Source organism: Neisseria sp. P0016.S008, assembly GCF_051957775.1.
Taxonomy (GTDB): Bacteria; Pseudomonadota; Gammaproteobacteria; order Burkholderiales; family Neisseriaceae; genus Neisseria; species Neisseria flavescens_B.
The window spans coordinates 115,514-141,824 of record NZ_JBQCWB010000001.1 but is presented as its reverse complement, the minus strand read 5'-3'; the positions used below and the strand labels follow the sequence as shown (position 1 = coordinate 141,824).

The 26,311-nt window shown below is 49.4% G+C and carries 23 protein-coding genes and 1 tRNA gene; 14 read left to right on the top strand and 10 right to left on the bottom strand.

Features of this window, described 5'->3' with window-relative positions; all coding sequences use genetic code 11:
* Nucleotides 1–98: 98 nt before the first annotated feature.
* The 3 genes from ACTHS8_RS00700 to ACTHS8_RS00690 all read left to right on the top strand — a co-directional run bounded on the left by ACTHS8_RS00700 (nucleotide 99) and on the right by ACTHS8_RS00690 (nucleotide 2,610).
* Nucleotides 99–587, top strand: a complete 489-nt coding sequence (locus ACTHS8_RS00700) for an ApeP family dehydratase (RefSeq protein ID WP_440372685.1) — start codon at nucleotides 99–101, stop codon at nucleotides 585–587.
* A gap of 65 nt (nucleotides 588–652) precedes the next feature.
* A complete protein-coding gene (fabG, locus tag ACTHS8_RS00695; protein ID WP_063075852.1) occupies nucleotides 653–1,381 on the top strand; it encodes a 3-oxoacyl-ACP reductase FabG in 729 nt (242 codons plus the stop codon).
* The gene (locus tag ACTHS8_RS00690; protein ID WP_063075851.1) at nucleotides 1,375–2,610 is read left to right on the top strand and encodes a beta-ketoacyl-ACP synthase; all 1,236 of its coding nucleotides are present in this window, start codon (nucleotides 1,375–1,377) and stop codon (nucleotides 2,608–2,610) included. Before fabG ends, ACTHS8_RS00690 begins: the two co-directional genes overlap by 7 nt.
* Before the next feature lie 94 nt (nucleotides 2,611–2,704).
* On the opposite strand, the gene ACTHS8_RS00685 is transcribed toward ACTHS8_RS00690, so the two are convergent.
* The 6 genes from ACTHS8_RS00685 to rluD form a co-directional block, all read right to left on the bottom strand.
* On the bottom strand, nucleotides 2,705–3,229 hold the full coding sequence (locus ACTHS8_RS00685) for an RDD family protein (RefSeq protein ID WP_440372684.1): 525 nt from the start codon (nucleotides 3,227–3,229) through the stop codon (nucleotides 2,705–2,707).
* Between the two features lie 91 nt (nucleotides 3,230–3,320).
* Entirely contained in the window at nucleotides 3,321–3,740 is a 420-nt protein-coding gene (locus tag ACTHS8_RS00680) for a hypothetical protein (protein WP_440372683.1), read from the bottom strand.
* A 147-nt stretch (nucleotides 3,741–3,887) separates the two neighbouring features.
* Entirely contained in the window at nucleotides 3,888–4,889 is a 1,002-nt protein-coding gene (gene holA, locus ACTHS8_RS00675; RefSeq protein WP_440372682.1) for a DNA polymerase III subunit delta, read from the bottom strand.
* Nucleotides 4,889–5,368, bottom strand: coding sequence for an LPS-assembly lipoprotein LptE (locus ACTHS8_RS00670; protein ID WP_003680809.1), 480 nt, complete (start codon nucleotides 5,366–5,368; stop codon nucleotides 4,889–4,891). Before ACTHS8_RS00670 ends, holA begins: the two co-directional genes overlap by 1 nt.
* Nucleotides 5,369–5,488: 120 nt before the next feature.
* Nucleotides 5,489–6,259: a peptidoglycan editing factor PgeF gene (pgeF, locus tag ACTHS8_RS00665; RefSeq protein WP_063075847.1), complete on the bottom strand. Its 771-nt coding sequence runs from the start codon at nucleotides 6,257–6,259 to the stop codon at nucleotides 5,489–5,491.
* A gap of 81 nt (nucleotides 6,260–6,340) precedes the next feature.
* Nucleotides 6,341–7,465 (bottom strand): 23S rRNA pseudouridine(1911/1915/1917) synthase RluD, encoded by a 1,125-nt coding sequence (gene rluD, locus ACTHS8_RS00660; RefSeq protein ID WP_063075846.1) that lies wholly within the window; start codon nucleotides 7,463–7,465, stop codon nucleotides 6,341–6,343.
* Between rluD and ACTHS8_RS00655 the strand changes: the two genes are divergently transcribed.
* From ACTHS8_RS00655 to pflA, 5 genes are all read left to right on the top strand, one after another.
* Nucleotides 7,464–8,267, top strand: coding sequence for an outer membrane protein assembly factor BamD (locus ACTHS8_RS00655; RefSeq protein WP_004519923.1), 804 nt, complete (start codon nucleotides 7,464–7,466; stop codon nucleotides 8,265–8,267). The two genes, rluD and ACTHS8_RS00655, sit on opposite strands and share 2 nt — an antisense overlap.
* Nucleotides 8,268–8,591: 324 nt before the next feature.
* On the top strand, nucleotides 8,592–9,749 hold the full coding sequence (locus tag ACTHS8_RS00650) for an ATP phosphoribosyltransferase regulatory subunit (protein ID WP_296186123.1): 1,158 nt from the start codon (nucleotides 8,592–8,594) through the stop codon (nucleotides 9,747–9,749).
* A gap of 43 nt (nucleotides 9,750–9,792) precedes the next feature.
* A complete protein-coding gene (locus ACTHS8_RS00645) occupies nucleotides 9,793–11,091 on the top strand; it encodes an adenylosuccinate synthase (RefSeq protein ID WP_070585699.1) in 1,299 nt (432 codons plus the stop codon).
* Nucleotides 11,092–11,394: 303 nt separating this feature from the next.
* Entirely contained in the window at nucleotides 11,395–13,680 is a 2,286-nt protein-coding gene (gene pflB / locus ACTHS8_RS00640) for a formate C-acetyltransferase (protein WP_070633587.1), read from the top strand.
* Nucleotides 13,681–13,819: 139 nt separating this feature from the next.
* Nucleotides 13,820–14,626: a pyruvate formate lyase 1-activating protein gene (gene pflA / locus ACTHS8_RS00635; RefSeq protein WP_070747956.1), complete on the top strand. Its 807-nt coding sequence runs from the start codon at nucleotides 13,820–13,822 to the stop codon at nucleotides 14,624–14,626.
* A 66-nt stretch (nucleotides 14,627–14,692) separates the two neighbouring features.
* Here pflA and ACTHS8_RS00630 read toward each other — a convergent pair whose 3' ends face one another.
* Nucleotides 14,693–16,405 carry a proline--tRNA ligase gene (locus tag ACTHS8_RS00630; protein ID WP_440372681.1) on the bottom strand — a complete coding sequence of 571 codons (1,713 nt, stop codon included), beginning with the start codon at nucleotides 16,403–16,405 and terminating at the stop codon, nucleotides 14,693–14,695.
* 500 nt (nucleotides 16,406–16,905) lie between these two features.
* On the opposite strand from ACTHS8_RS00630, the gene fghA reads away from it, so the two are divergent.
* Entirely contained in the window at nucleotides 16,906–17,754 is an 849-nt protein-coding gene (fghA, locus tag ACTHS8_RS00625) for an S-formylglutathione hydrolase (protein WP_440372680.1), read from the top strand.
* Between the two features lie 97 nt (nucleotides 17,755–17,851).
* On the opposite strand, the gene recA is transcribed toward fghA, so the two are convergent.
* Together recA and aroA are read right to left on the bottom strand one after the other, a co-directional pair.
* Nucleotides 17,852–18,898: a recombinase RecA gene (recA, locus tag ACTHS8_RS00620; RefSeq protein ID WP_063075842.1), complete on the bottom strand. Its 1,047-nt coding sequence runs from the start codon at nucleotides 18,896–18,898 to the stop codon at nucleotides 17,852–17,854.
* Nucleotides 18,899–19,045: 147 nt separating this feature from the next.
* The gene (gene aroA, locus ACTHS8_RS00615; protein ID WP_440372679.1) at nucleotides 19,046–20,338 is read right to left on the bottom strand and encodes a 3-phosphoshikimate 1-carboxyvinyltransferase; all 1,293 of its coding nucleotides are present in this window, start codon (nucleotides 20,336–20,338) and stop codon (nucleotides 19,046–19,048) included.
* A gap of 299 nt (nucleotides 20,339–20,637) precedes the next feature.
* Between aroA and cysG the strand changes: the two genes are divergently transcribed.
* Entirely contained in the window at nucleotides 20,638–22,035 is a 1,398-nt protein-coding gene (gene cysG, locus ACTHS8_RS00610) for a siroheme synthase CysG (protein WP_440372678.1), read from the top strand.
* A gap of 52 nt (nucleotides 22,036–22,087) precedes the next feature.
* On the opposite strand, the gene ACTHS8_RS00605 is transcribed toward cysG, so the two are convergent.
* A complete protein-coding gene (locus tag ACTHS8_RS00605; protein WP_440372677.1) occupies nucleotides 22,088–22,693 on the bottom strand; it encodes a CoA pyrophosphatase in 606 nt (201 codons plus the stop codon).
* A gap of 175 nt (nucleotides 22,694–22,868) precedes the next feature.
* Here ACTHS8_RS00605 and ACTHS8_RS00600 point away from each other — a divergent pair, with 175 nt between their 5' ends.
* From ACTHS8_RS00600 to ACTHS8_RS00585, 4 genes are all read left to right on the top strand, one after another.
* The gene (locus ACTHS8_RS00600; protein WP_440372676.1) at nucleotides 22,869–24,731 is read left to right on the top strand and encodes a tetratricopeptide repeat protein; all 1,863 of its coding nucleotides are present in this window, start codon (nucleotides 22,869–22,871) and stop codon (nucleotides 24,729–24,731) included.
* 56 nt (nucleotides 24,732–24,787) lie between these two features.
* Complete coding sequence (gene lolB, locus ACTHS8_RS00595; RefSeq protein ID WP_440372675.1) at nucleotides 24,788–25,372, top strand: lipoprotein insertase outer membrane protein LolB; 585 nt, start codon at nucleotides 24,788–24,790, stop codon at nucleotides 25,370–25,372.
* 8 nt (nucleotides 25,373–25,380) lie between these two features.
* Nucleotides 25,381–26,229, top strand: a complete 849-nt coding sequence (gene ispE, locus ACTHS8_RS00590; RefSeq protein WP_440372846.1) for a 4-(cytidine 5'-diphospho)-2-C-methyl-D-erythritol kinase — start codon at nucleotides 25,381–25,383, stop codon at nucleotides 26,227–26,229.
* A gap of 5 nt (nucleotides 26,230–26,234) precedes the next feature.
* Nucleotides 26,235–26,310: transfer RNA gene (locus tag ACTHS8_RS00585), tRNA-Gln, on the top strand.
* The last annotated feature ends 1 nt before the right edge of the window (nucleotide 26,311 follow it).

Below are 26,311 nucleotides of genomic sequence, written 5' to 3'. Positions count from 1 at the left end.
ATGTTTTACATTTTCATACATTGTAATGAAATGGGTTAGTAAAAGCTAGGCTCTGTTATAATGCATATTGTAACGTAATTTATTCCCGGATGACATTTATGCCTTCAATACCGAGTGCTCCGATTTATGATGTGGCTTCGCTGCTTCCGCACAGCGGACATATGGTGCTTATCGATTGTGTGAAAGAATTTGGCGATGACTACACGGTTTGCCGTGCGCCGGTTGGCGACAAGCATATTTTGCTGCAGGACGGCGTGTTGCCGTCTATGGCTTATATGGAATTGATGGCGCAGGGCATAGGCGCGTTTGCAGGCATTGAGGCTTTAAAGGCCGGAGAGCCTGTACGCTTGGGTTTTTTATTGGGAACGCGCAAGCTGGATTTGTTTGCCGATTCCGTGCCAGTCGGTACCGAGCTGGAAGTCAGGGCGCATGTGTCCATTCAGGATTTGGGCGGCATGGGCGTATTTGATTGCGAGTTGCGCTGGACGGATGCGCCGGAAAATGTGAAGCATCTGTTGCCGCCGGACGGTTTGCTGGCAAAAGCTTCTTTAAATGTGTACAGTCCGAAAGACGGTCAAATCATTTAAACCGTTTACAAGGCCGTCTGAAAAGACAAAGATTCAGACGGCCTGTCGATATAGTGAGAAAACGTATGAGTGAAACTATTTTAATTACAGGATCTAATCGCGGTATCGGCAAAGCCGTCGCGCTTGGTTTGGCACAGGACGGCTTTGATATTGTCGTCCACTGCCGCAGCCGCCGTGATGAAGCGGAAGCCGTTGCGGAAGAAATCCGTACATTGGGTAGGAATGCGCGCGTGTTGCAGTTTGACGTGTCCGACCGCGAAGCCTGCCGAGAAATTTTGACTACCGACATTGAGGCAAACGGCACATATTACGGCGTGGTGCTGAATGCCGGCCTGACGCGAGACAATGCGTTTCCTGCTTTTACAGATGATGATTGGGACTTGGTGCTGCGTACCAATTTGGACGGTTTTTATAATGTGTTGCACCCTTTGACCATGCCGATGATCCGCCGCCGCAAAGCCGGACGGATTGTGTGTATGGCGTCGGTATCCGGTTTGACGGGCAACCGCGGTCAGGTCAATTACAGCGCGTCCAAAGCGGGCCTGATCGGCGCGGCGAAGGCCTTGGCGGTCGAACTGGCGAAACGTAAAATCACTGTCAACTGCGTGGCGCCGGGCCTTATCGATACCGATATTATCGATGAGAACGTACCTGTCGAAGAAATCTTAAAGGCCGTCCCAGCCGCGCGTATGGGATTGCCTGAGGAAGTGGCGCATGCGGTGCGCTTTTTGATGGATGAAAAAGCGGCGTACATTACGCGCCAAGTGATTGCTGTGAACGGAGGTTTGTGTTGAATACCAGAAGAGTCGTAGTAACAGGTATCGGCGGTATTACCGCCTTCGGCCGTGATTGGCAAAGTATTCAGACGGCCTTTAAAGCCGAAAAAAACGCGGTCAAATACATGGACTGGAGCGAACGCTTTCCTGAATTGGAAGCGCAACTGGGTGCGCCGATTGAAGGCTATTCTCCTCCCGAACATTGGACGCGCAAGCAACTCAGAAGCATGGGGCGCGTGTCGCATTTGTGTGTCGATGCGGCGGAACAAGCCTTGACGGATGCAGGCTTGCTGGGTGATGAAAGCATTACAGACGGCCGTATGGGCGTAGCGTGCGGCTCGTCTGTCGGCAGTACCAAAGACATCGGCGATATGGGTGAACTTTTGCTCACCGGCACATCGCGCAATTTCAACGCCAATACTTATGTGCGCATGATGCCGCATACGACTGCCGCCAATATCGGCATTTTCTTCGGCTTGAAAGGCCGCATTATCCCGACTTCGAGCGCATGTTCTTCCGGCAGTCAAGGCATTGGTTATGCCTACGAAGCGATTAAATACGGCCTGATCGATATGATGTTGGCTGGTGGCGGCGAAGAATTTTGTCCGTCTGAAGTGTATGTTTTCGATTCACTCTATGCTGCCAGCCGCCGTAACGGCGAACCTGAGTTGACGCCGCGTCCTTACGACAACGCTCGAGACGGCTTGGTTATCGGCGAAGGCGCAGGCATTTTTGTATTGGAAGAATTGGAGCACGCCCGTGCACGCGGTGCAAAAATCTATGCCGAACTTGTCGGCTATGGTGCCAACAGCGACGGCAGCCACGTTACCCAGCCGCAAAAAGAAACTATGCAAAAATGTATGGAGCTTGCGCTGAAAGACGCCGGTATTACGCCTGATAAAGTCGGCTATGTCAGCGGCCACGGTACGGCGACCGAAAAAGGCGATATTGCCGAAACATTGGCGACTGAGGCAGTGTTTGGTTTTGTGCCGATGAGTTCGCAAAAAAGCTATCTCGGCCATACACTCGGCGCCTGCGGTGCATTGGAAGCCTGGTTTACCATCGAAATGATGAACAACGGCTGGTTTGCGCCGACCGTCAATTTGGAAAACATCGATCCGCGTTGCGGCAAGGTGGATTACATTCAAACAGGCGGACGCGAGATTCAAACCGATTATGTGGTCAGCAATAACTTTGCTTTTGGCGGCGTCAATACATCGCTGGTGTTCAAACGTTGGCAAGAATAATTATTGCTTGATGTTATGATTAAAGGCCGTCTGAAACTTATCTTGAGTCTCAGACGGCCTTTATTTCATTTAGGGCTTGAGATGCTTGCGAATTTTATTCGTTTGTTTTCTTCTGATTTAAATCCACCAGCCTTGTTCCGGCCAAGAAGTCGTAGAGGAACTGGCGGTCGGGATGGAACAGGGCGAAGCCCCATGGCAGGATGAGCCAAATAAGCGCGGCGCCGAATGCGCCTTTGGGCGGTATATTGAGCAGATGACGCAATCCGGCGTAGGCAAATAGGGGAATGAAGACAATAAAAATGCTTGCCCAAATAAAGCGCAGGCGCAGCTGCGGCAGGGGCGGCTGAGTATCGTTTTTATCGGCCAAGCCGATTTTCCATGTCTGCATGGCGAGGGTTTGGCCTTTTTTTTGCCAGTTGGTGCGGAAGTAGAGCCACCATGCGTAGAACAGAATCAGACAGGTTGCCAGCATGGACAGGCGCGTGGAAACGGGATTGAGAAAGATGGCGACAATGCCGGCTGCAAGGGCGGCAATGCTGGTAACGGCGCCGGTCAGCAGAAGTTCGTAAACCAGTGCGGCAAGGCGGCGTTTGAGTGGGGAGGTGGGAAGACGGGTCATAATGCGATGGAAACGGAAATAGGTTTGATGGAAATAAAAACAGGCCGTCTGAAACGGGATAGGATGTTCAGACGGCCTGTTACTGTCGGGATTAACGATGTGGACGTTTTTGACCGCGTGCCTGTTGGGCAGCCATTTGGTTCATTTCCTGACGGGTCGGACGTTTTTTGAAGATGGCGTGCGCTTCGTCAACGGAACATTTTTGTGACAGGCAAACCAAGGTAATCGCGTCTTTTTGATGTTGGCCGCCGCTGTGGTACATGCGGCGCAGGTTGGCTTCGTTGATACGGCCTTTTTCCGGATCGATGTCGAATTTTTTCAGGCGCTCGAGGAATTGGCGTTGCTGACGGCGTGAAGTCCAAACGAAACCGCCTGTGGCAGCGGCCACGATGATGACGGCCAGCAGGATGGCGAGCGGCCATGAATCGACGATCAGAACGATGATGAGGCTTAATACGGCAGTGGTCAGCAGGGCCAGACCGCCGATGCGAAGTTTGGTTTTATTATCCATATGGTTGGTGTTTCCTTGTTTTTTGCTGGAAGAGGCCGTCTGAAATGCGAGGTTCAGACGGCCTGAATTTGAGTTTACGCTATTTTACAGTATTTTCTGTTTTTGGGGCGTATTGCGTGCAAGTTTCTTGACGCGTGGCAACGGTTTTCAAGCGGCCAGCGAAGTGACGAGCTGTTTGAACTCGGTCCATGCATCGCCTTCTTCCGCGCCTTTGATAATGCGGTCGATTTTGGCGCAGGTTTTGAGCGCGTCGAGCAGGCGGTTGATGGAAATGCGTTTGGCCGCCATCGGTGCAAGGGTCTGCTTGTCGCCCCATAAGCGCAGGCTGTTGCACAGGCTTTGGATGTTTTGGCCTTGCTTGAGTGCGGCAGTGAGGCGGATTAGGGTGCGGATATCTTCGGCAACTGCCCACAACAGCAAAACCGGCTCTTCGCCTTCTTCTTCCAAACCGTCCAGCAAACGGGAAACGCGCAGGGCGTCGCCTTTCATCCACGCGCCTGCCAGTTGGAATACGTCGAAGCGGGCGACGGTGGCAACTGCGGCTTCTGCGTCGGCAATATTGATTAAATGGCCTTGAGGATGGAGAAGAGCGAGTTTTTCGATTTCCTGACGGGCGGCCAAAAGATTGCCTTCGACGCGCTCGGCAAAAAGGGCGAGTGCTTCAGGTTCGATATCCAAACCCTGCTGTTTAAGACGGCCCTGTATCCATTGCGGCAAAGCATGTGGCGCAACGGCTTTGGCTTCTAAGACGATGCCTTTGCCTGCCAATGCGGAAAACCATTTGGACTGGATTTGCGCTTTTTCAAGCTTGGGCAGTAGGATGAGCGTAACCGTATCTTCGGGCAGGCGTTCGGCGAAGGTTTGCAGGGCATCACCTCCGTTTTTGCCGGGTTTGCCGTTGGGAATGTGGATTTCCAGCAGTTTCAAATCGGCAAACAAACCTGCGCTGCCGGCACTTTGCAACAGCTCGTTCCAGTCAAAATTGTTTTCGGCGGTATAGACTTCGCGGTTGAGATAACCTTGTTTTTTTGCGGCTGCGCGCAGCGTATCCAAAGCCTCGATGCGCAACAAATCCTCTTCGCCGTGGATGATGTACAACGGTTTGAGCGGCGTATCGGGGCGCAGGCTCTCAATGGGCGCGGCAGCCATTATTGCGCCTTCAGGAAAGTCAGGCGGCGGACGATTTGATCTGCAGCATCGATGCGCATTTCAGACCAAATGGTTTCTTCCTCTTCCTGTTTGCCCAAAACTTCGCTGTCGGCGTAGTCCATGGTGCGGTGAACCTTGACTTCCATCGGTTCGCCAACCGGCTCGCCGTTGCGGAAGGCTTGGGCTTTGACGGTCATGGCCAGCAGGTATTCATTGATTGCGGCGGCGCGGGTGATGGTGTAGATGTCACGGCGTTTTTGAAAGTCGACAACGCGCAGGGTGATTTGTGATTCGGCTTCGCTAACCGGATGACCGTCGGCACGGCGTAAGGCATTTTCCAGCGCTTTTTGCATGACGGCTCCGCCTTCTACATGCCAGTTTTGATAAGGTAGCGGCTGCGAAGTCACGCCAGTGCCTTTCAGGTGGAAACCGCAAGAGGCAAGCAATAGGGCGAGTGCAGGCAATAGGATTTTTTTCATTGGATATTCCTTCGTTGAAACCGGTTACGGTATCGTCGGATTATAACGAATAATGTTTAGGCCGTCTGAAACCGTAAACGGAAAGTATTTCAGACGGCCTTGTCTTTGATGGCGAAAATCTTATTTTTCCAACCAAATCAGGCTGACCATGCGGCCGGTTTGTCCGTCGCGGCGGTAGGAGAAGAAAGTATCGCGTTCCAAGACGGTGCAATGGGTGCCGCCATAAATCATGTTCACGCCTTCACGGTGCAGAACCATGCGCGCCAAAGCGTAAATGTCGGCAAGGTATTTGCCGCCGCCGATGTCTTCAAACGCATCGACAGCTTCCGGCATAGGTGTGCAAAACGCATCAAATACATCTTGCCCCACCTCAAACGCATCAGGGCCGATGGCAGGGGCGAGATAGGCCATGATTTCCAACGGCTCGACATTCATTGCCGCAATGGTATTTTGCAAAACGCCGCCGGCCAAACCGCGCCAACCTGCATGAGCTGCCGCAACGACTGTACCTGCTTTGTCGCAAAACAAGACAGGCAGGCAATCGGCAGTCATCGAAGCACAGGCGACCGTACCCGTCGTATCAACCGAAGCATCGGCGTCGGGCGTATTGCCTAATGCTTCGGCGGCATTTACAACAATGCTGCTGTGGATTTGATTAAGGTAGGCTACGGGCAGGCCGACTTGTTCCTGTACGATTTCGCGGTTGCGGAGTACGGCTTCCAGATTGTCGCCGACGTGCGAACCGACATTCAGGCTGCGGTACGCGCCTTCGCTGACACCGCCGTTGCGCGTGGTAATAAGCGTTTTGACATTGGCAGGGGCAGGCCAGTCGGCAGTCAAAAAATTCTTGCCTTGCGGGGCGAGGTTTAGGGTTTCTGTGATGGTTTTCATAATCTTTGAATCGCTGAAATATTGGAACGGATTGATTTCAGACGGCCTCAGATAATATTTTAGGCCGTCTGAAAAATGGGTTTAATCCCTTACATAAACGACTTCGACATCGTAGTCGTCTTCATTCCAATCGTCGTTATCGTCCATGCCGAATTTCTCTTGCCATTCTTCCTCGTTGCTTAGGGATGAATCTAAACCGGCTTCCAGACGCAGGACGGAAAGCAGGTGGTACATATCGTCAGGCATAGGCGCTTCAAAGGAAACGGTTTCGCCGGTTTTCGGGTGCACAAAGCTCAAACGGTAGGCATGCAGGGCTTGGCGTGCGCCGAGGGCTTTGATGGCTTCTTTAACCGCGTCGCTGCATGGATGGCGCAGGTTGCCGTAAACAGGGTCGGCGGCCAGCGGATGGTTGGCTTCGCGCATATGAACGCGGATTTGGTGTGTACGGCCGGTTTCGAGCGAGCATTCGATGTAGCTGTGGGAAAGATAGCGTTCCAACACTTTGACGTGGGTAATGGCAGGTTTGCCGCCGAATTTGACGACTGCCATTTTCAGGCGGTTGTGCGGATCGCGGCCGATTTGGGTTTCGATTTTGCCGTCAAAAGGAACAATGCCGTTGGCGACTGCGCGGTAAATGCGTTTGACTGTGCGCTCTTGAAGTTGTTGAACCAGTGAGTTTTGTGCCGGCAAGGTCTTGGCGACCACCATCAGGCCGCTGGTTTCTTTGTCCAAACGGTGTACGATGCCCGCACGCGGCACTTGGCTTAATTCGGGACAGTGTGCCAACAGGCCGTTGAGCAGGGTGCCGCTCCAGTTGCCTGCGGCAGGGTGGACGACCAACCCGGCCGGTTTGTTGATGACGATGACGGTATCGTCTTCATAAATGATGTCCAAATCCATCGGTTCGGGCGTGAACGCGAGGTTTTCTTCGCTCGGACGTACCGTAACGGCAATCAATTCACCGCCTATCATTTTATCTTTGGGTTGCGCGGGCTTATCGTTTACAATGACTGCACCCTCTTTAATCCACGAACTCAGGCGGCTGCGCGAGTAGTCGGGCATGAGTTTGGCCAATACGGCATCCAGCCTTCCGCCCGCCATTTCGAGCGGAACGGTCAAATTAACACAACTTTCTGTTTCAGGGGATGACGGAAAGTCTAAATCATCGCTATAATCGGCTTCGTTATCAAAGGAAGTATTCTGCATGAAAAAAATTCTTTTAGTAGTTTCTTTAGGTTTGGCACTGAGTGCCTGCGCAAATAAAGGCACAATCGATAAAGACGCCCAAATTACTCAAGATTGGAGTGTGGAAAAGCTTTATGCCGAAGCGCAAGACGAATTGAACAGCAACAATTATACGCGAGCTGTCAAGTTATACGAAATTTTAGAATCCCGTTTTCCAAACGGTCGCTATGCACAGCAGTCCCAGTTGGATACGGCGTATGCCTATTATAAAGACGATGAGCCGGAAAAGGCCTTGGCTGCCATTGCGCGCTTCCAACGCCATCATCCGCAACATCCGAATATGGACTACGCGCTGTACTTGAAAGGTTTGGTCCTGTTTAACGAAGACCAGTCTTTCTTGAACAAGCTGGCTTCCCAAGACTGGTCCGACCGCGACCCGAAAGCCAACCGCGATGCTTATCAGGCGTTTGCCGAGTTGGTGCAACGTTATCCAAACAGCAAATACGCTGCCGATGCAACCGAGCGTATGGCCAAGCTGGTGGACGCTTTGGGCGGTAACGAGATGTCTGTGGCGCGTTATTACATGAAACGCGGTGCTTATGTCGCAGCGGCCAACCGTGCGCAAAAAATCGTCAGCCGTTACCAAAATACCCGTTACGTTGAAGAAGCTTTGGCGATGATGGAATTGGCGTACAAAAAACTGGACAAGCCGCAACTGGCTGCCGATACACGCCGTGTCTTGGAAACCAACTTCCCGCAAAGCCCGTTCTTGCAACACGAATGGCGATCTGACGATATGCCTTGGTGGCGTTACTGGCGTTAAGCGTCGGGTTGTTCAGGCATGAATAAGGCCGTCTGAAAACGATGCAGCTATGCATTTGGTTTTCAGACGGCCTTTGTTTTTAATGTTTTTTTACGTTCTCTGTAAACAGGGTGCAAAATTCGTTTTAATATGGTAAAGTCTGATTTTAATAACTCGACGGTTTGAAGCCGTTACTCAGGGGCTGTTTAAATTTAAAATCAGTTTTGTTGAAGCTGCATCGGATTTGCTATTGATGCATTCAGGAAAATTTCAGTCGTTAGGCTGATTTGGTTTTAAATTTAAGCAGCCCTTTATGTTTACAAAAAAAAACAGAGGTAGATTCTCATGAAGTCTTGGCAGCTTCCTGAACACGTTGCCGACGTGTTACCGACCAATGCCCGACAACTGGAAAGCGCCCGTGAGCGGCTGTTGGCTTTGTTCCGCGTACATGGTTATGAATTGGTGCAACCGCCGTTGATGGAATACAGCCATTCCTTATTGACGCATATCGATGCTGGTTTGTCTTTGAAAACCATTTTGGTCGTCGATCAGCTCAGCGGCCGTCAGCTCGGTATCCGCGCGGATATTACGCCGCAGGTGGCGCGTATTGATGCCCACTTGCTTTCCGCCAACCAAGGCATCAACCGTTTATGCTATGCCGGTTCGGTGCTTCATGCACGGCCTGACGGATTGCTCAATATGCGCGAGCCTTTGCAGGCGGGTGCGGAAATGTACGGCTTGGAAGGCATTGAAGCGGATATTGAATTGATTGATTTGATGCTGAAAAGCATGAAGATTGCCGACATGGGCGAAGTTTTGCTTTCATTGGGCCATATCGGCGTATTCCGTGCTTTGGCAAATGCCGCGCATTTGGATGAGCAGCAATCGGCAATCCTGCTTTCATCAATGCAGGACAAGGATGCCGAGGCTGTCAGCCAGTTGGTCAAAGAGTGGAAACTCGACGGTATGTGGGCAAAAGCGTTTTCATTGTTGCCCCGATTGTACGGGGGTCGTGAAGTGCTGACTTTGGCTCGTGAGAAATTACCGGAATTGTCTGCAGTCAGTGCGGCTTTGGATGAATTGCAGGCAGTATGCGATGCATTCCCCAATCAAAAAGTGCATATCGATTTGTCGGAATTGCGCGTTGACAATTACCACACCGGTTTGCTTTACGCGGCTTATGATTCAAACCGTCATGATGCCGTGGCACGAGGCGGCCGTTATGACGGATTGGGCGGATACTTCGGACGCGCGCGTCCTGCAGCAGGATTCAGTTTTGATTTGCGCAGCTTTATCGGCCGTCTTCCTGCTATCGGACGGGAATCCGTGGTGGCTGTCGATGTGAAAGACATGCCTGCGGCACAAGAAGCGGTAGATACTTTGCGCGAACAAGGACAATGTGTCGTTATCGATTACGGTATCGGCTATAACGGTTCGGAAGAGGTTACAGGCCGTCTGAAACAGGTAGACGGCGTTTGGAAAGTAATCGCTTTGAACGATTGAGTTTTATTTTGAAATTTTGTATCTGAAATAAGGTTAGATGGCTATGGCTAAAAATGTTGTCGTAATCGGTGCCCAATGGGGTGATGAAGGCAAAGGTAAGATTGTTGACTGGCTGGCGGAAGAAACCAGCGGTGTAGTACGTTTCCAAGGCGGCCACAATGCTGGCCATACTTTGGTCGTCGGTGGCAAAAAAACCATTTTGCGCCTGATTCCAAGCGGCATTTTGCATGAGACTTTGGACTGCTTCATCGGTTCAGGCGTTGTCGTTTCTCCTGAAGCATTGTTGGGTGAAATCGACGAATTGAACGCTGCCGGTGTGAAAAACGTCGAAGGCCGTCTGAAAATTGCGCCGACCTGCCCATTGATTCTGCCTTACCACATTGCGCTTGACCAAGCACGCGAAGCTTCCCGCGGTAAAAGCAAAATTGGTACAACCGGTCGCGGCATCGGCCCAGCCTATGAAGATAAAGTTGCCCGTCGTGCGATTCGCGTGGTGGACTTGTTGCACCCTGAAAAACTGGTTGAAAAACTGGAAGCTGTTTTGGCTTATTACAATGTTCAGTTGCAACACCTGCACAATGCCGAGCCGGTAAAAGTTGAAGATGTGATGGCGGTCATTGAAAAAGTTGCGCCGCGCATTACGCCGATGATTACTGATGTTTCCCGTGTTTTGAACGAGAAAAATCGCAAAGGCGAAAGCCTGTTGTTTGAAGGCGCGCAAGGTACGTTGCTGGATATCGACTACGGTACTTATCCGTTTGTAACTTCCTCCAACTGCTTGGCAGGTGCTGCTTCTGCCGGTGCAGGCGTAGGTCCGCAAATGCTGGATTACGTCTTGGGTATCGTTAAAGCCTATACAACCCGCGTGGGTTCCGGTCCATTCCCGACTGAATTGTTTGACGAAGTGGGCGCAGGCTTGGCTGAGCGCGGCCATGAATTCGGTTCTGTAACCGGTCGTGCGCGTCGTTGTGGCTGGTTTGACGCGGCTGCTCTGAAACGCTCTATTCAAGTTAACGGCATTTCCGGTATGTGTATTACCAAGCTGGACGTAATGGACGGTATTGAAAACATCAATATCTGCGTAGGTTATGAATTGCCTGATGGCAGCAAAACCGACATTCTGCCTTGCGGCTCTGATGCGGTAGAAACCTGCAAACCGATTTACGAAACCATGCCAGGTTGGAGCGAGTCGACTTTCGGCGTGAAAGAATATGACAAGCTGCCTGAAAACGCTAAAGCTTATCTGAAACGTATTGAAGAAGTGTGCGGTGCGCCTGTGGCTATTGTTTCAACCGGTCCTGACCGTGAAGAAACCATCGTTTTGCATCATCCGTTTGCTTAATTGATTAAGTGGATAAAAGGCCGTCTGAATGTTTCAGACGGCCTTTTATATGAAATGCAATAAAAACTCAGCCCTAAAGGACGCCTGTCTTCAGGGCTGAATTTTGTATTTTACGCCGTTTTTTAACGCGAGTGTTTGGAAACCGAGATGTAGTGCCAAGTAACAATTATTCTCATTGATGTAAGTCAAGAAAAGGCTAGTCTGTAATTTTATTTCAAGAAAACTCCTGTAAATGGAAGGGTATTAGTGCTATCCTTTCAGAAAAATTACGGTCTATATTTTCAATAAAATTAGGAGCTTGATATGTCAAATGATGTTCAGCAACGTCCAGCCGCTTGGGAAGGTTTTACTGGCGGTAACTGGGAAACCAACGTAGATGTTCGCGATTTTATTCAGAAAAACTACACGCCTTATGAAGGTGATGCCTCTTTCTTGGCACCTGCAACCGAAGCCACAACCAAACTGTGGGCGGACGTATTGGAAGGCATTAAAGTAGAAAACCGTACGCACGAGCCGTACAAAATCGACGCGCAAATCATATCCGGTATTACCAGCCACGCTCCAGGCTACATCAACAAAGATTTGGAAACCATCGTCGGCCTGCAAACAGACGAGCCTTTGAAACGCTCCATCATGCCGTTTGGCGGTTTGAAAATGGTGCAAGACGCGTGCAAAGTGTACAACGTTGAGCTGAACCCTGAAGTCAGCGAAATCTTTACCAAATACCGCAAAACCCATAACCAAGGCGTGTTTGACGTTTACACTCCCGACATCCGCCGTTGCCGTAAATCAGGCGTGATTACCGGTCTGCCGGATGCTTATGGCCGTGGCCGTATTATCGGTGACTACCGTCGTGTTGCATTGTACGGTATCGACTTCTTGATGAAAGACAAACTCAACCAGTTCAACTCACTGCAAGCCGATTTGGAAAACGGTGTGGACTTGGAAGAAGTGATCCGCCGCCGCGAAGAAATCAATGAGCAATACAAAGCATTGGGCCAAATGAAAGAAATGGCGGCTTCTTACGGTTACGATATTTCCGGCCCTGCAAAAAATGCACAAGAAGCCATCCAATGGACTTACTTTGCCTACCTCGCTGCCGTTAAATCTCAAAACGGTGCGGCAATGTCTTTCGGCCGTGTATCTTCATTCTTGGACATCTACATCGAACGCGACCTGAAAAACGGTGTGATTACCGAAACCCAAGCGCAAGAATTCATTGACCACTTGGTGATGAAACTGCGTATGGTTCGTTTCCTGCGTACTCCGGAATACGATCAACTCTTCTCCGGCGACCCGATTTGGGCAACCGAATCCATCGGCGGTATGGGCTTGGACGGTCGTACCTTGGTAACACGCACCAACTTCCGCGTGTTGCACACCTTGTACAACATGGGTCCGTCTCCTGAGCCAAACATCACCGTATTGTGGTCTGAACAACTGCCACAAGGCTTTAAAGAGTACTGCGCAAAAGTATCCATCGACACTTCGTCTATCCAATACGAAAACGACGACTTGATGCGTCCTGACTTCAATAGCGATGACTACGCTATTGCCTGCTGCGTGAGCCCGATGATTGTCGGCAAACAAATGCAGTTCTTCGGCGCCCGTGCCAACTTGGCAAAAACCCTGCTGTACGCAATCAACGGCGGTGTGGATGAAAAATCTAAAGAACAAGTTGGTCCGAAAACCGAACCGATTATGGACGAAGTCTTGGACTACGACACTGTCTTTGCGCGCATGGACAAATTCATGGATTGGCTGGCAACCCAATACGTTACTGCCTTGAACATCATTCACTACATGCATGACAAATACAGCTACGAAGCTGCATTGATGGCATTGCATGACCGTGATGTGATCCGTACGATGGCTTGCGGTATTGCCGGTCTGTCTGTGGCTGCCGACTCTCTGTCTGCCATTAAATACGCCAAAGTGAAACCGATTCGCGACGAAAACGGCATTGCCGTTGACTTTGAAATCGAAGGCGAATACCCACAATTTGGTAACAACGATGACCGAGTTGACGATATCGCCTGCGATTTGGTTGAACGCTTCATGAAAAAAGTGGCAACCCACAAAACTTACCGCAACGCCACTCCGACTCAGTCCGTACTGACCATTACTTCCAACGTTGTTTACGGTAAGAAAACCGGTAATACTCCAGACGGCCGCCGTGCAGGCGCTCCGTTTGGTCCGGGTGCAAACCCAATGCACGGCCGTGACGTCAACGGTGCAGTCGCTTCATTGACTTCCGTAGCCAAACTGCCATTTGAGTTTGCTAAAGACGGTATTTCCTATACCTTCTCCATTATTCCTGGCGCGTTGGGTAAAGACGAGCATTCTCGCGAACGCAACCTTGCCGGTCTGATGGACGGTTATTTCCACCATGAAGACGGTATTTTGGAAGGTGGTCAACACTTGAACGTCAACGTATTGAATCGCGAGACTTTGGAAGATGCGATGCACCATCCGGAGAAATATCCGCAGTTGACCATTCGTGTGTCCGGTTATGCGGTTCGCTTCAATTCGTTGACCCGCGAACAACAGCTTGACGTGATTACCCGTACGTTCACAGAAACCATGTAATCCGGGTGGAGAAACAAACTGGAGGCTAAATTTGCATTTGGTTTGTTTTGAAACAAAGCTCCAAGGCCGTCTGAAATGTTCAGACGGCCTTTATTATCGTACAATCCATATAAGCAAAAATATTTTTGAGCCGAACACTATGTCCACGACTTTTGCCATTACCCCCGAGCCGGAACTGAAAGACCTTGGTCACCGTCACTATAACGGCAAAGGCATTATTCATTCGATTGAATCTTGCGGTGCTGTCGATGGTCCGGGTTTGCGCTATGTGCTCTTTTTGCAAGGTTGCCTGATGCGCTGCCTGTATTGCCATAATCGCGATACTTGGGATTTTCATACCGAGCAGGCGCAGGAACTGGATGTGGCAACCGTGATGAAGCAGGTCATGACCTATCGTCATTATCTGCGTGCGACAGGCGGAGGCGTAACGGCAACCGGCGGCGAGCCGTTATTGCAATATGAGTTTGTACGCGATTGGTTTACGGCCTGTCGGGAACACGATATTCATACCTGTCTCGACAGCAATGGCTATGCTTTGCACTATGATTCGATTTTGGATGATTTGCTCGATCATACCAATTTGGTCATGCTCGACTTAAAACAAATCGATCCTGAAATCCATAAAGTGCTTGTCGGTATCCCAAATACCAAAACGCTGAAATTCGCACGCTATCTTGCCGAACGCAATCAGCCGACGCGGGTGCGTTATGTGGTTGTTCCCGGTTATACCGATGATGAGCGTTCAGCGCATTTATTGGGCGAGTTTATCGGTGATATGGAGAATGTCGAAATGGTCGAGCTTTTGCCGTATCACGAATTGGGCGCACATAAATGGGCTTTGTGTGGCGATGAATACAAATTAAAAGGCGTACATCCGCCGCCTAAAGAAACCATTTTGAAAATCAAAGAAATATTAGAGAGCTACGGAAAAAACATTATTTATTAAAACAGAAAAAGGCCGTCTGAAACGAAATAATCAGTTTCAGACGGCCTTTTCATGATTAAAAAAGACTTAAGCGTTCAATGCGGCCAAAACCTTGGCGACAACTTCTGATACCGCAACGGCTTGAGCCTGATTGTCACGGCGTTCGGCATATTCGACATTGCCTTCTTTTAAGGCGCGATCGCCGATTACGATGCGCTGAGGAATACCCAACAGCTCGGAGTCATTCAGCAATACGCCCGCACGTTCGTCGCGGTCATCCAACAATACATCCGCACCGGCAGCCAAAAGCTCGGCATAGATTTTGTCAGCGGCTTCGCGTACGGCTTCTGATTTTTTGTAGTTCATCGGTACAATCACGACTTCAAACGGCGCCATTGCTTTGGTCCAAACAATGCCTTTTTCGTCGTTGTTTTGCTCGATGGCGGCAGCCACAACGCGGGTAATACCGATACCGTAGCAGCCCATTTCCATGATTTGGGATTTGCCGTTATTGTCCAAGAAGCTGACATTCATGGCTTGGGTATATTTGTCGCGTAATTGGAAAACGTGGCCGACTTCAATACCGCGCGCCAGTTTCAGACGGCCTTGTTCGTCGGGGCTGATGTCGCCTTCGATGACATTGCGTAAATCGACAAATTCAGGCTCGGCAGCATCGCGGCCGAAGTTGAAGCCGGTATAGTGGTAGTCGTCTTCGTTCGCGCCGATAACCCAGTCTGCGCCTTTTTCGGTAGCGAAATCGGCATAGACTTTACCTTTGAAGTTGACAGGGCCGAGAGAGCCGCCATTTGCGCCGAACTGTTCAACAATTGCGGCAGTGCTTGCCATGGTCAGTGGCGATTTCACGCCGGCCAGTTTTTCTGCCTTGATGTCGTTAAATTCATGGTCGCCGCGTAACAGAAGCAGGACGAGTTCGCCTTCGTTTTCGCCTTCAACCACGATGGATTTGAGGGTTTGTTCAACCGGAATATTGAGGAATTCAACCAAAGATTCAATGGTTTTAACGTTTGGCGTATGTACTTTGGTCAACTCGGCCTGAGCAGCAGTGCGTTCGCCTTTAAGCGGCAAAGTCGGTGCCAATTCGATATTGGCGGCGTAATCGGAAGTGTCGCTATATGCAATAACGTCTTCGCCGCTTTCAGCCAATACTTGGAATTCGTGAGAGCCGGTACCGCCGATGCTGCCGGTATCCGCAGCAACAGGACGGAATTCCAAACCCAAACGGGTGAAGATACGGCAATAAGCGTCGTACATATCTTGATAGGTCGTCTGAAGCGAGGCATAGTCGGCATGGAAGGAATAAGCGTCTTTCATGATGAACTCGCGCGCGCGCATCACACCAAAGCGCGGACGTACTTCATCGCGGAATTTTGTTTGGATGTGGTAAAAGTTTTTTGGCAGTTGTTTGTAGCTGTTGATTTCTTTGCGCACGATGTCGGCAATCACTTCTTCACAAGTCGGACCCATGCAGAAATCGCGGTCATGACGGTCTTTCAGGCGCAGCAGTTCTTTACCGTAAAACTCCCAGCGGCCGGATTCCTGCCACAGTTCGGCAGGTTGTACCACCGGCATCAGCAGCTCCACGCTACCTGCGCGGGCCATTTCTTCGCGCACGATATTTTCAACTTTGCGCAATACGCGCAGGCCCATCGGCATCCAAGTATAAAGACCGGATGCGTTGGCTTTGATCAAGCCGGCACGAATCATCAGCTTGTGGCTGGCAAGTGCGGCTTCGGCAGGGGCTTCTTTAAGGGTAGAAATGAAGAACTGGGAGGCTTTCATGGCGTATTTTTCTTTCTTAAAAATAAGTGCGTATTGTAACGCAAAATGTGTGGCCGCGCGTCTTTTGAATGGCATCTGATGAAATCGGCCGTTGTTTCACGGAGCTTTTGATTCGGGGCGATTTTTAGGGATGTCAACCCTAATTTATACACAAAACCGCATAACCTTGTTTTACCTATAAATTTTCACTGTATGATTATAGTAAAATCTTATAAATATAACTATTTGATTTTATTATGTTTTATTTGATTAAATTTTAGTCAATTTAAGACTTGGTTTGTTCCTAAAGAAAATTTTACGATTACCCAAAGCTTATCAACAGATTTATCCACAGAGATTGTGTATAGATTTTAAATGCTGTCGGCGTAATGATTTCGCATGATTGGCAAGCCTTGTTTAAAGCAGATTTGGTTGCCTTAAAAAGATGGGGCAACAACACGATGGGCAGGTTTTGCGCTAACATTCTGCTTATTGTTGGTTGTTTCCTTACAAGGGATAAAATGAAAAATTCAGAATTGCATTTGCTGGAACGCAGAAAGATGTTTAACGGGCATCAGGAACGCTACCGCCACTTTTCTCAAACCTGCCAGACGGATATGGTATTTGATGTCTATCTGCCGCCACAAGTCTTAAAAGGTTATCCCGCGCCTGTTTTATATTTTCTTTCCGGCTTAAATAGTGATGGTTCTGAATTGGTTCGGCAAAGCGGAATTCAACGTTTTGCGGCGCAATGGAATATTATCGTGGTTTTTCCGGATACCTCGCCACGCGGTCAGCATGTTGCCGACAGTGAGGAACATTATCTTGGACAGGGTGCCGGATTTTATGTTAATGCAACTGAAGCACCTTGGGCACAGCATTATCAAATGGAAAGCTATATCAGCCAAGAATTGCCTGATTTGATCGAGCATAATTTCCCGGTAACGAAAGAGCGCAGCATTGCAGGTTTCAGCATGGGTGGGCATGGCGCGCTGCATTTGGCTTTGAACTATCCCGGCCGATATGCTGCGGTTTCTGCCTTTGCGCCTTTATGTCATCCTATCGATACGGAAGGCGGCAGGCAGGCGTTTTCAGCTTATTTGGGTCAAAACGTGGAAACATGGAAACACTATGACAGTACAAAGCTGCTTCAGACCGCCTCGCATAAATTGCCTGTTTTGATTGATGTCGGCAGTGAAGATGCTTTGTATCCTGAAGTTCTGCAACCGGAAGGGTTTGTCCGCTCAGCACGCGAAAAAGGTTTCAATATCCAATATAAAGTACGTCCAGGCTATGGGCATGACTATTTCTTTATTGCCAGCTTTATCGATTCGCATATTGAGTTTCACGCTCAGGCATTGGGGCTTTAAGCGATATTGAATAAAAGGCCGTCTGAAATCCGATTAATGGTCGGATTTCAGACGGCCTTTTATTTAGGCTTTTTTTAACCTTTAATTTCAAACAGACTTATTCTTCAGGACGTTCGCCGTCGGTATCGTCCAATTTGCCTTCGGTGATATCCATATTGATACCGACTGCCGCACGGATTTTGGCATCGATTTCGTTGGCAATATCAGGATTTTCTTTCAGCCAAACGCGTACATTGTCTTTACCTTGGCCGATTTTTGCACCGTTGTAGCTGTACCATGCACCGGATTTTTCAACGATGTCGTGTTTGACGCCCAAGTCGATCAATTCGCCTTCCCAGCTGATGCCTTCGCCGTAAAGAATATCGAATTCGGCTTGACGGAATGGAGGCGCAACTTTGTTTTTGATGACTTTGACTTTGGTTTCGTTACCAATAACGTCATCGCCTTTTTTAATCTGACCGGTACGGCGGATGTCGAGGCGGACGGAGGCGTAGAATTTGAGCGCGTTACCGCCGGTTGTGGTTTCAGGGCTGCCGAACATCACGCCGATTTTCATACGGATTTGGTTAATGAAAACAACCAATGTATTGGTGCGTTTGATGTGGCCGGTCAGTTTGCGCAGGGCTTGGCTCATCAGGCGGGCTTGCAGGCCGACGTGGCTGTCACCCATTTCGCCTTCGATCTCGGCTTTAGGCACAAGTGCGGCTACGGAGTCGACAACGACCATATCGATACCGCCAGAGCGTACCAATGTATCGCAGATTTCCAATGCCTGCTCGCCGGTATCTGGTTGGGAGAGATAGAGCTCTTCGACTTTTACGCCGAGTTTGCGGGCGTAAATCGGGTCAAAAGCATGCTCGGCATCGATGAATGCGCAGATGCCACCATTTTTTTGGCATTGGGCAATGGCTTCGAGACAGAGTGTGGTTTTACCGGAGGATTCCGGGCCGAAAATTTCAACCACGCGGCCGCGGGGCAGACCGCCAACGCCGAGTGCCAAGTCTACGCCGAGGGAGCCGGTGGAAATAACATCAAGGTTTTCTTCCTGTTGGCTGCCGTCCATTTTCATGATGGAGCCTTTGCCGAAGTTTTTTTCGATTTGGGCAAGGGCGGCGGCTAAGGCTTTGCTTTTTTCGTCTGACATGTTTTCTCTCCGAAAGGAAATATGAATCGCTAAGAATTTATTTAGCTATTATCGCATAAATTAAGAAAAAGTATAGTTTTATTTTTATTTTTCAGACGGCCTGTGTTTTTTGTATGCAACAGGCCGTCTGAAACGTTGAATAATCAATCAGTTGGTCAATGATGCAAAAACTTGGAAATAGTCGGGGAAAGTTTTATGCGTACATTTCGGGTCGTTGATGATGACGGGGACGCCCAAAAGCGAAGCCAGCGAGAAACACATGGCCATGCGGTGGTCGTCGTAAGTGTCGATGACGGCATCAGGTGTAAGCGTTTCGGGCGGCGTAATATGGATGGCTTCGGCTTCTTCGATAACTTCTGCACCCAGTTTGCGCAGTTCGGTTGCCATGGCGGCGATACGGTCGGTTTCTTTGACGCGCCATGAGCCGATATTGCGCAGGGTGCAGGGCTGTTTGGTGGCCAGTGCGACGATGGCCAAGGTCATGGCCGCGTCTGGAATATGGTTGGCATCCAAATCAAAAGCCTGAATCTTGCGCTCGGCAGGGCGGGAAATTTCAACAAAATTTTCGCCCCAAATCACATCTGCACCGATTTTCTCCAATTCACGCGCAAAGGCAACATCGCCTTGAATGCTGTGTGCGCCGATACCGGTTACGCGGATGGGTGTACCTGCAATCAGGCCTGCGCCTAAGAGATAAGACGCGCTGGAGGCATCGCCTTCTACATATAAATGTTCGGGCGCATGATATTTGGCACCGGCCGGGATTTTAAATACACGGTAGTCTTCATTGATGATGTCCACACCGAACTGCGCCATCAGCTTGAGCGTGATGTCGATATAAGGTTTGGAAATCAATTCGCCTACCATGTGGATTTCAAAAGCTTGTCCGGTCAAAGGCAAAGCCATCAGTAGGGCGGTCAGGAATTGGCTGGAAACATTGCCTTTAATCGGAATAACGCGCTCGCCGTTGTCTTGGCGTTTACCGATCTGAAGCGGCGGATAGTTTTCATTGCCCAGATATTGTACGTCCGCACCGGCAATGCGCAGCGCATCCACCAAATCGCCGATGGGGCGTTCGTGCATACGCGGCACGCCATGCAGATGATAGTTACCGCCCAAAACGGCAAGCGCGGCAGTCAAAGGACGGAATGCCGTACCGGCGTTGCCTAAAAACAAATCGGCGGTTGGGTTGGGAAAGCGGCCGCCGGTGCCATGAACTTTCAGACGGCCTTCAGGTAAAGATTCAATGTGTACGCCGAGTTTGTCGAGTGCTTCAAGCATTCGGTCGGTATCGTCGGATTTGAGCAAAGAATGGATTTCGCAAACGTTGTCGGAGAGTGCGGCCAAGAGCAGCGTGCGGTTGCTGATGCTTTTGGAGCCGGGTAGGGCAACGGTGGAAGGCTTGAGTGTGGAAGCGGGCAGGCGGATGGATTCGGTCATGGCTGGACTAAGCTCGTTTGAATTGTAAATAGACCGATATTATACGCAGGCAAAGGCCGTCTGAAAAATGAAGAAGGCGCAATTTATTTGTGAAAAAATGAATTTTTATATCGTTACACTATTTTCCAGTCGTTTATTTTGAAATTTTCTGCTCCTGTTTTGTGTTTGCCGCTATAACTTATTTTGTTGTGGTAGGTATATAACCAAACACCATAAGAAAATCAGAAACCATTCTTTCCTATTTTTTCAGACGGCCTTTAATATCGGCGGATAATCATTGATAAAACAAGAGCACGACCATGAGCCATTATCCTCTGTTTGCCGATTTGAAAAACCGCCCTGTTTTGCTGGCAGGCGCGGGCAAGGTTGCCGAGCGCAAGGCGGAAAGTCTGTTGTCTGCCGGAGCGCGCGTGCGTGTTGTTGCGGAAACTTTGAATCCGCAGTTTCAGCAATGGGCGGCTGAAGGGAAAATAGTTTGGCTGGGCGGCTTGTTTGAAGAAGCCATGCTGGACGAGGTGTATTTCGTTATTGCGGCGACGGATGATGATGGGTTTAACCGCCGTGTTTTTGAAGTGGCGGAGCGACGGGCGAAATTATGCAATACGGTGGATACGGCGGATTTGTGTTCGTTTATCGTGCCTGCCGTGGTGGATAGGGGGCCGTTGAAGATAGCCATATCCAGTGGTGGTACTGCGCCTGTATTGGCGCGGAAATGGCGGCAGATTATTGAGACATTGATTCCGCTGCATACGGGCACGATGGCGCGTATTGCAGGTAAATGGCGCGAAAAGGTTAAACGGACGATTCATCATGTCGAACGACGCCGTTATTTTTGGGAAAAGTTGTTCGACAGCCGTTTCAGTATTTTTGCGGCTCAAAACAATATCGAGGCGGCAGAACGTGAATTGATCACGCAGTTAAACCGGGAAACGCCGTTTGGCGGCGAAGTGGTTTTGGTGGGCGCAGGGCCGGGAGATCCGGGCTTGCTGACTATACATGCTTTGCAGGCGATACAGGCTGCGGATACCGTGTTTTACGATGCTTTAGTGTCGGATGAGATTTTGGCGATGGTGCGTAAAGATGCGGTGAAAATCAGCGTGGGCAAACGCGCCGGTGCGCACCATGTCCAGCAGGAAGAAACCAACCGTCTATTGGTTGAACACGCTCAAAAAGGTGAGCGCGTAGTGAGGTTGAAAGGCGGCGATCCTTTTGTATTCGGGCGCGGCGGGGAGGAAGTACAAACCCTGCATCAGGCCGGGATTGTCTACCGCATTGTGCCGGGTATTACTGCCGCCTTGGGTGCTACTGCTTATGCTGGTATTCCGTTAACCCATCGCGATTGCGCCCAAAGTGCTTTATTTGTAACCGGCCACAGCAAACACGAGGGCAGTCAGCCCGATTGGCAGACTTTGGCTTTAAGCCGTCAAACGTTGGTAATCTATATGGGGACGCTTAAAGCGGCTGAGATTGCGGAAAAACTGATGGCTTATGGCAGGCAGCCTTCTACGCCAGTCGCCGTGATTTCCAATGGGACTTTACCGAATCAGACCGTGCGGACAGGCCATCTGAAAGATTTGGGCGTGTTGGCTGCCGAAGCAGAGCGTCCGGCTTTAATGGTGATTGGTGAAGTGGTTGCCCTGCGCGATGAGATGAAATGGTTTGGAGAATTTGTCGAATGCTATGAAGAAGCTGCGTAAAGAGGATTGATCAAGCAAGGCCGTCTGAAATTGGTTTTCAGACGGCCTTGCCTTATTTAAAAGCTTGGCAATATTGCTGATAACGTTCTGCCAGTCCATATAGGATGATTGCTGTCAGCCCCCAGATGTCGTAGTGTCGGAAAGGCAGGGCGGGGAGGGCGAGGGTTTGATTGTTGTGATGAAGCTGACGGAATGTGTAGTTTTGCAGGTTTAAGGCGAAATCCAAAGGCAGATAAAAAATTTCAGCTACTTCATCGGGATTTGCTTTTGGGTTGACGGGCTGGGTGCAAATTGCCGGAACAGGCGTAACACGATAGCCGGAAGGCGTGTCATAAAAGGGTAGCGGCGCAAAAGTCTGCCATGCGGTAATCGGAATGGCAGTTTCTTCATAAGCTTCTCTTAACGCCGTTGCCGTTAGGCTGTCGTCTTGGGCATCTTTGCGGCCGCCTGCAAAGGCGATTTGTCCGGTGTGCTGCCTTAAGGTCTCGGCCCTTTGGGTCAGTAGGATTTGCCACGCTCCTTTATGCAAGACAATGCCGACCAAAACGGCTGCTTCTTTGACCGTTTGCGCGGTAACTAATTGATTGCGCTCTGCTTGCATACGGCTGCTGAAGCGTGAAGCTTGAGTTAGGAAATGGATAAGGTGGTCGGTATTCATTTTTGGCGCTGATCGTTTTATGCAGATGAGGATTACACAAGGTTTACGGTTACCGTGTCAACAAAATAGGGTGCGTGTGTTACAGTTATGCCTGAATGATAAATAAAGCTTTGCGTCTGTTTTGCAAGTGCTTAGGCCGTCTGAAAATGTCGGCAGGTTCTCAAAAAGGATAGTTATGTTGTTTTCCCCATCCAGTATTCGAGTGGCAGCCGCGGCTGTAATGATGTTGTTTGCTACACAAACTTTTGCCGCGCCAGGCGATTCAAATACAGTTTTTGAATCGGCTAAGATTATTAAAAAGAAAAGCCGTGCCGACCGTTTTTCTCCTGAAGAGCGCGAGCAGGAGCGGATACGTCTGTTGGGTATACAAAACCGCACCTCGCAGGTTTTCACTTTGTTAAATTCAGAACTGGCACTGCAAAAGGGCGATGCGGCTTCTGCTTTGTTTACTTATATTTTAACGTTGCATCGCACCAAATCTCCCGAAGTGGCCGAACGCGCTTTGGAGATGGCGGTTTCTTTAAACGCCTTTGAACAGGCTGAAGCCATTTACCAAAAATGGCGCGAAATCGAGCCGGAGCCTGGTGAAGCACAAAAGCGTATGACTTGGTTGCGTAATTTGCTGCTGGGCAAAGCCGATAAGAATTTGAGCGGATTGGACAAGGTGATTGCCGGCGGTAGTGAAGACGAGCAAAAGCGCGTGTTCCTGCTTTTGGCGCAAACCGCAGCACAACAGCCGAATCTGACCAGCGATGCAGTCAAACAGGTGCATAAAACGGCACTGAATTATAAAGACTTTCCAGAAGCAGCGATTGCGGATGCAATTTTTAGTGCAAAAGACGGTCAACACAAACACGCCATTGCGGCATTGCAGCGATTGGCCAAGTTGGATAACGAAATCCTGCCGCCGACTTTTGTCACCCTGCGGCTGATGGCGCAACGGCATCCTGATATTCTGGACGGCTTCTTCAAAGAGACAGACACCAAAACCTTATCTCTGATTTGGCAGGAATTGGACATCGCCAATTTAATCGCCCATGGTCAAAATGATAAGGCATTCAAACGTTTGCAGACTTTGTTGGAAGAAAATCCCAACCCTGATTTGTATATTCAGGCTGCTTTATTGTCAGCCAGCAAGACGGAAAATATTTCTGCAGTAAACAGCTATCTGGAAAAGGCTTATAAAGCCGGTACGGAGGATCAGCGCAGCCGTGCGGCGTTGATTGGCGCGGTTTCTTATAATGATGCTGAAGAATTTGCCAAAGCCAAACAATGGCTGGATAAGGTAACGGCAACGGCTTATACGTTTGATAAAACCATTTTGGCTGCTTCCATCGAAGCCAAACAGGGCAACCATAAAGAGGCTTGGGCTTTGGTGCAACGTGCCCAAAAAATGCCCGAGCAAAGAGGACGTTATTTTGAAGCCAGTGATTTGCTGAATACGGCTTTGTTTGTATTGTCTAAAAATACCAATCTTCAAGAATCGTTGAACGCTTTGAACAGCTTGGTAAACTCCACCGAAAAATCCTTGAAAACCCGAGCTTCTCCCGAGCTGCTTGCCAATGTGCTGTATCAGCGTTCGATGGTTTATGAGAAGCTGAATCAGCCAGGCAAGGCGATTGCCGATTTGCGCCGTGTGGTAGAGCTGTATCCGGATAATCCGCATGGTTGGAATGCTTTGGGCTATACCTTGCTGTCCAGCGGCAAGGATTTGGAGGAGGCATTCAAAATGGTTCAGACGGCCTATCAAATGGAGCCGGAAAGTGCAGCAATTAATGACAGTGTAGGTTGGGCATATTATCTTAAAGGCGATGCCCAAATGGCGCTTCCATATATCCAATATGCCTACGAAAAAGAACCTGAAGCCGAAGTCGCCGCGCATTTGGGCGAAGTCTTATGGACGCTTGGCGACCAAGACAAGGCCAAAGAAATTTGGAATGATGGTTTGAAACGCGGAAGCAATCTCCGAGTATTAAAAGAGACAATGTCCAAATTCGGTATAACGTCCAGTAAACCACATACTCAAAAACACAAATAAAACCAAAAGGCCGTCTGAAAAGCGTTTGATTCCAGACGGCCTATGAAGGAATATCCATGAATTTAAAACAATTATCATCGGTTGCAGCTTTATTGCTTTTGGCTGCTTGTGCGCAGCCAAACTTACCTCAGCAAAACAGTTGGCAAGCAGCAGAGCAGGTGCAGGATTTTAGCGCAGACGGTCGATTAGCTGTCAAAGTGGAAGGTAAAGGCTCTTATGCCAATTTCGACTGGACTTATCAGAATGCGGTTCAAACCATTGATGTTAATACACCGTTGGGCAATACCGTAGGCCAGCTGTGTCAAGACAGTGAAGGCGTATTGGCGGTAGACAGTAAGGGTAAAGTTTATCAGGCGGAAACGGCTGAGGAATTGAGCAGACAGCTTTTAGGCTTTGCTTTGCCGGTTCAATATCTGCATATTTGGGCTGATGGTAAACGCGTTGCCAATGCGCCATACAAAATCCTGCCTGATGGCCGTCTGGAGCAGTTTGACTGGACAATATCGCGTACTTTAAATAGTTTGGGACAGCCCAAAACGCTTCAACTTGAGAATGCTAAGTTTAATATCCGCTTGGTGTTTGACACGGTAAACCACTCTTTAGATAAGAATGGACAAACCCGATGCGCAGCACGCAAATAGAGGATGCCATGTCTGTTTCAGAGGAAATCCAAGCCTTTCCTGCGCCGGCCAAATTAAATTTGGATTTGAGGATTACCGGCCGCAGGAGCGATGGTTATCATAATTTGGAAAGTATTTTCTGTTTGATCGGCTTATACGATACCGTTCATCTGAAAATGCGTACTGATGGGCAGATTATTCTGCATACGCCGGTCGAAGGGCTTGAGCCCGAACAGGACTTGGCTTATCGGGCGGCTAAATTATTACTGCCATATGCAAGCGTACCGCACGGCGTCGAAATCTGGTTGGATAAAGTGATTCCGACCGGAGGCGGATTGGGCGGCGGCAGCTCTGATGCGGCCACAGTTTTAATGGTTTTAAACCAATGGTGGCAATGCGGTTTGAGCAGGCAGCAACTGATTGATTTAGGTGTAAGTCTTGGTGCGGATGTTCCTTTTTTTATTTTTGGAAGAAGTGCTTTTGCCAAAGGCGTAGGCGAGAAGCTGGCTGAAATAGATGTCCCTAAACAATGGTATGTTATCGTTAAGCCCCCCGTCCATATAGCAACAGTTAAAATTTTTGCACATGAAGGCTTGACACGGGATTCCAAACCCAGCATAATGCCGACTTTCCAATCGTTACAGCCGTTTCAAAATGATATGCAGGCGGTTGTGTTTCAGGAATATCCTGAAGTTTGGAAGGCTTATGTTGAGTTATCCCAATATGGTCATGCATTAATGACTGGTTCTGGGGCTTGTTTGTTCATAGCAAGTGAATCTCATCAAGAAGCACATACAATTTACCAACAGGTTTCTCAATCATATGAAGCTTATTGTGTGGAAGGATTAGATATTCATCCGCTATATCATATGATTTAGTAAGTTGGGGAGTCGTCAAGCGGTTAAGACACTGGATTTTGATTCCAGCATGCGAAGGTTCGAATCCTTCCTCCCCAGCCAA

What these genes read in the sequence shown, in the direction of transcription:
- ACTHS8_RS00700 (WP_440372685.1), top strand. Translation starts at nt 99, where the DNA reads ATGCCTTCAATACCGAGTGCTCCGATTTATGATGTGGCTTCGCTGCTT.
- fabG (WP_063075852.1), top strand. Translation starts at nt 653, where the DNA reads ATGAGTGAAACTATTTTAATTACAGGATCTAATCGCGGTATCGGCAAA.
- ACTHS8_RS00685 (WP_440372684.1), bottom strand. Translation starts at nt 3,229, where the DNA reads ATGACCCGTCTTCCCACCTCCCCACTCAAACGCCGCCTTGCCGCACTG.
- ACTHS8_RS00680 (WP_440372683.1), bottom strand. Translation starts at nt 3,740, where the DNA reads ATGGATAATAAAACCAAACTTCGCATCGGCGGTCTGGCCCTGCTGACC.
- holA (WP_440372682.1), bottom strand. Translation starts at nt 4,889, where the DNA reads ATGGCTGCCGCGCCCATTGAGAGCCTGCGCCCCGATACGCCGCTCAAA.
- ACTHS8_RS00670 (WP_003680809.1), bottom strand. Translation starts at nt 5,368, where the DNA reads ATGAAAAAAATCCTATTGCCTGCACTCGCCCTATTGCTTGCCTCTTGC.
- pgeF (WP_063075847.1), bottom strand. Translation starts at nt 6,259, where the DNA reads ATGAAAACCATCACAGAAACCCTAAACCTCGCCCCGCAAGGCAAGAAT.
- ACTHS8_RS00655 (WP_004519923.1), top strand. Translation starts at nt 7,464, where the DNA reads ATGAAAAAAATTCTTTTAGTAGTTTCTTTAGGTTTGGCACTGAGTGCC.
- rluD (WP_063075846.1), bottom strand. Translation starts at nt 7,465, where the DNA reads ATGCAGAATACTTCCTTTGATAACGAAGCCGATTATAGCGATGATTTA.
- ACTHS8_RS00650 (WP_296186123.1), top strand. Translation starts at nt 8,592, where the DNA reads ATGAAGTCTTGGCAGCTTCCTGAACACGTTGCCGACGTGTTACCGACC.
- ACTHS8_RS00645 (WP_070585699.1), top strand. Translation starts at nt 9,793, where the DNA reads ATGGCTAAAAATGTTGTCGTAATCGGTGCCCAATGGGGTGATGAAGGC.
- pflB (WP_070633587.1), top strand. Translation starts at nt 11,395, where the DNA reads ATGTCAAATGATGTTCAGCAACGTCCAGCCGCTTGGGAAGGTTTTACT.
- pflA (WP_070747956.1), top strand. Translation starts at nt 13,820, where the DNA reads ATGTCCACGACTTTTGCCATTACCCCCGAGCCGGAACTGAAAGACCTT.
- ACTHS8_RS00630 (WP_440372681.1), bottom strand. Translation starts at nt 16,405, where the DNA reads ATGAAAGCCTCCCAGTTCTTCATTTCTACCCTTAAAGAAGCCCCTGCC.
- fghA (WP_440372680.1), top strand. Translation starts at nt 16,906, where the DNA reads ATGAAAAATTCAGAATTGCATTTGCTGGAACGCAGAAAGATGTTTAAC.
- recA (WP_063075842.1), bottom strand. Translation starts at nt 18,898, where the DNA reads ATGTCAGACGAAAAAAGCAAAGCCTTAGCCGCCGCCCTTGCCCAAATC.
- aroA (WP_440372679.1), bottom strand. Translation starts at nt 20,338, where the DNA reads ATGACCGAATCCATCCGCCTGCCCGCTTCCACACTCAAGCCTTCCACC.
- cysG (WP_440372678.1), top strand. Translation starts at nt 20,638, where the DNA reads ATGAGCCATTATCCTCTGTTTGCCGATTTGAAAAACCGCCCTGTTTTG.
- ACTHS8_RS00605 (WP_440372677.1), bottom strand. Translation starts at nt 22,693, where the DNA reads ATGAATACCGACCACCTTATCCATTTCCTAACTCAAGCTTCACGCTTC.
- ACTHS8_RS00600 (WP_440372676.1), top strand. Translation starts at nt 22,869, where the DNA reads ATGTTGTTTTCCCCATCCAGTATTCGAGTGGCAGCCGCGGCTGTAATG.
- lolB (WP_440372675.1), top strand. Translation starts at nt 24,788, where the DNA reads ATGAATTTAAAACAATTATCATCGGTTGCAGCTTTATTGCTTTTGGCT.
- ispE (WP_440372846.1), top strand. Translation starts at nt 25,381, where the DNA reads ATGTCTGTTTCAGAGGAAATCCAAGCCTTTCCTGCGCCGGCCAAATTA.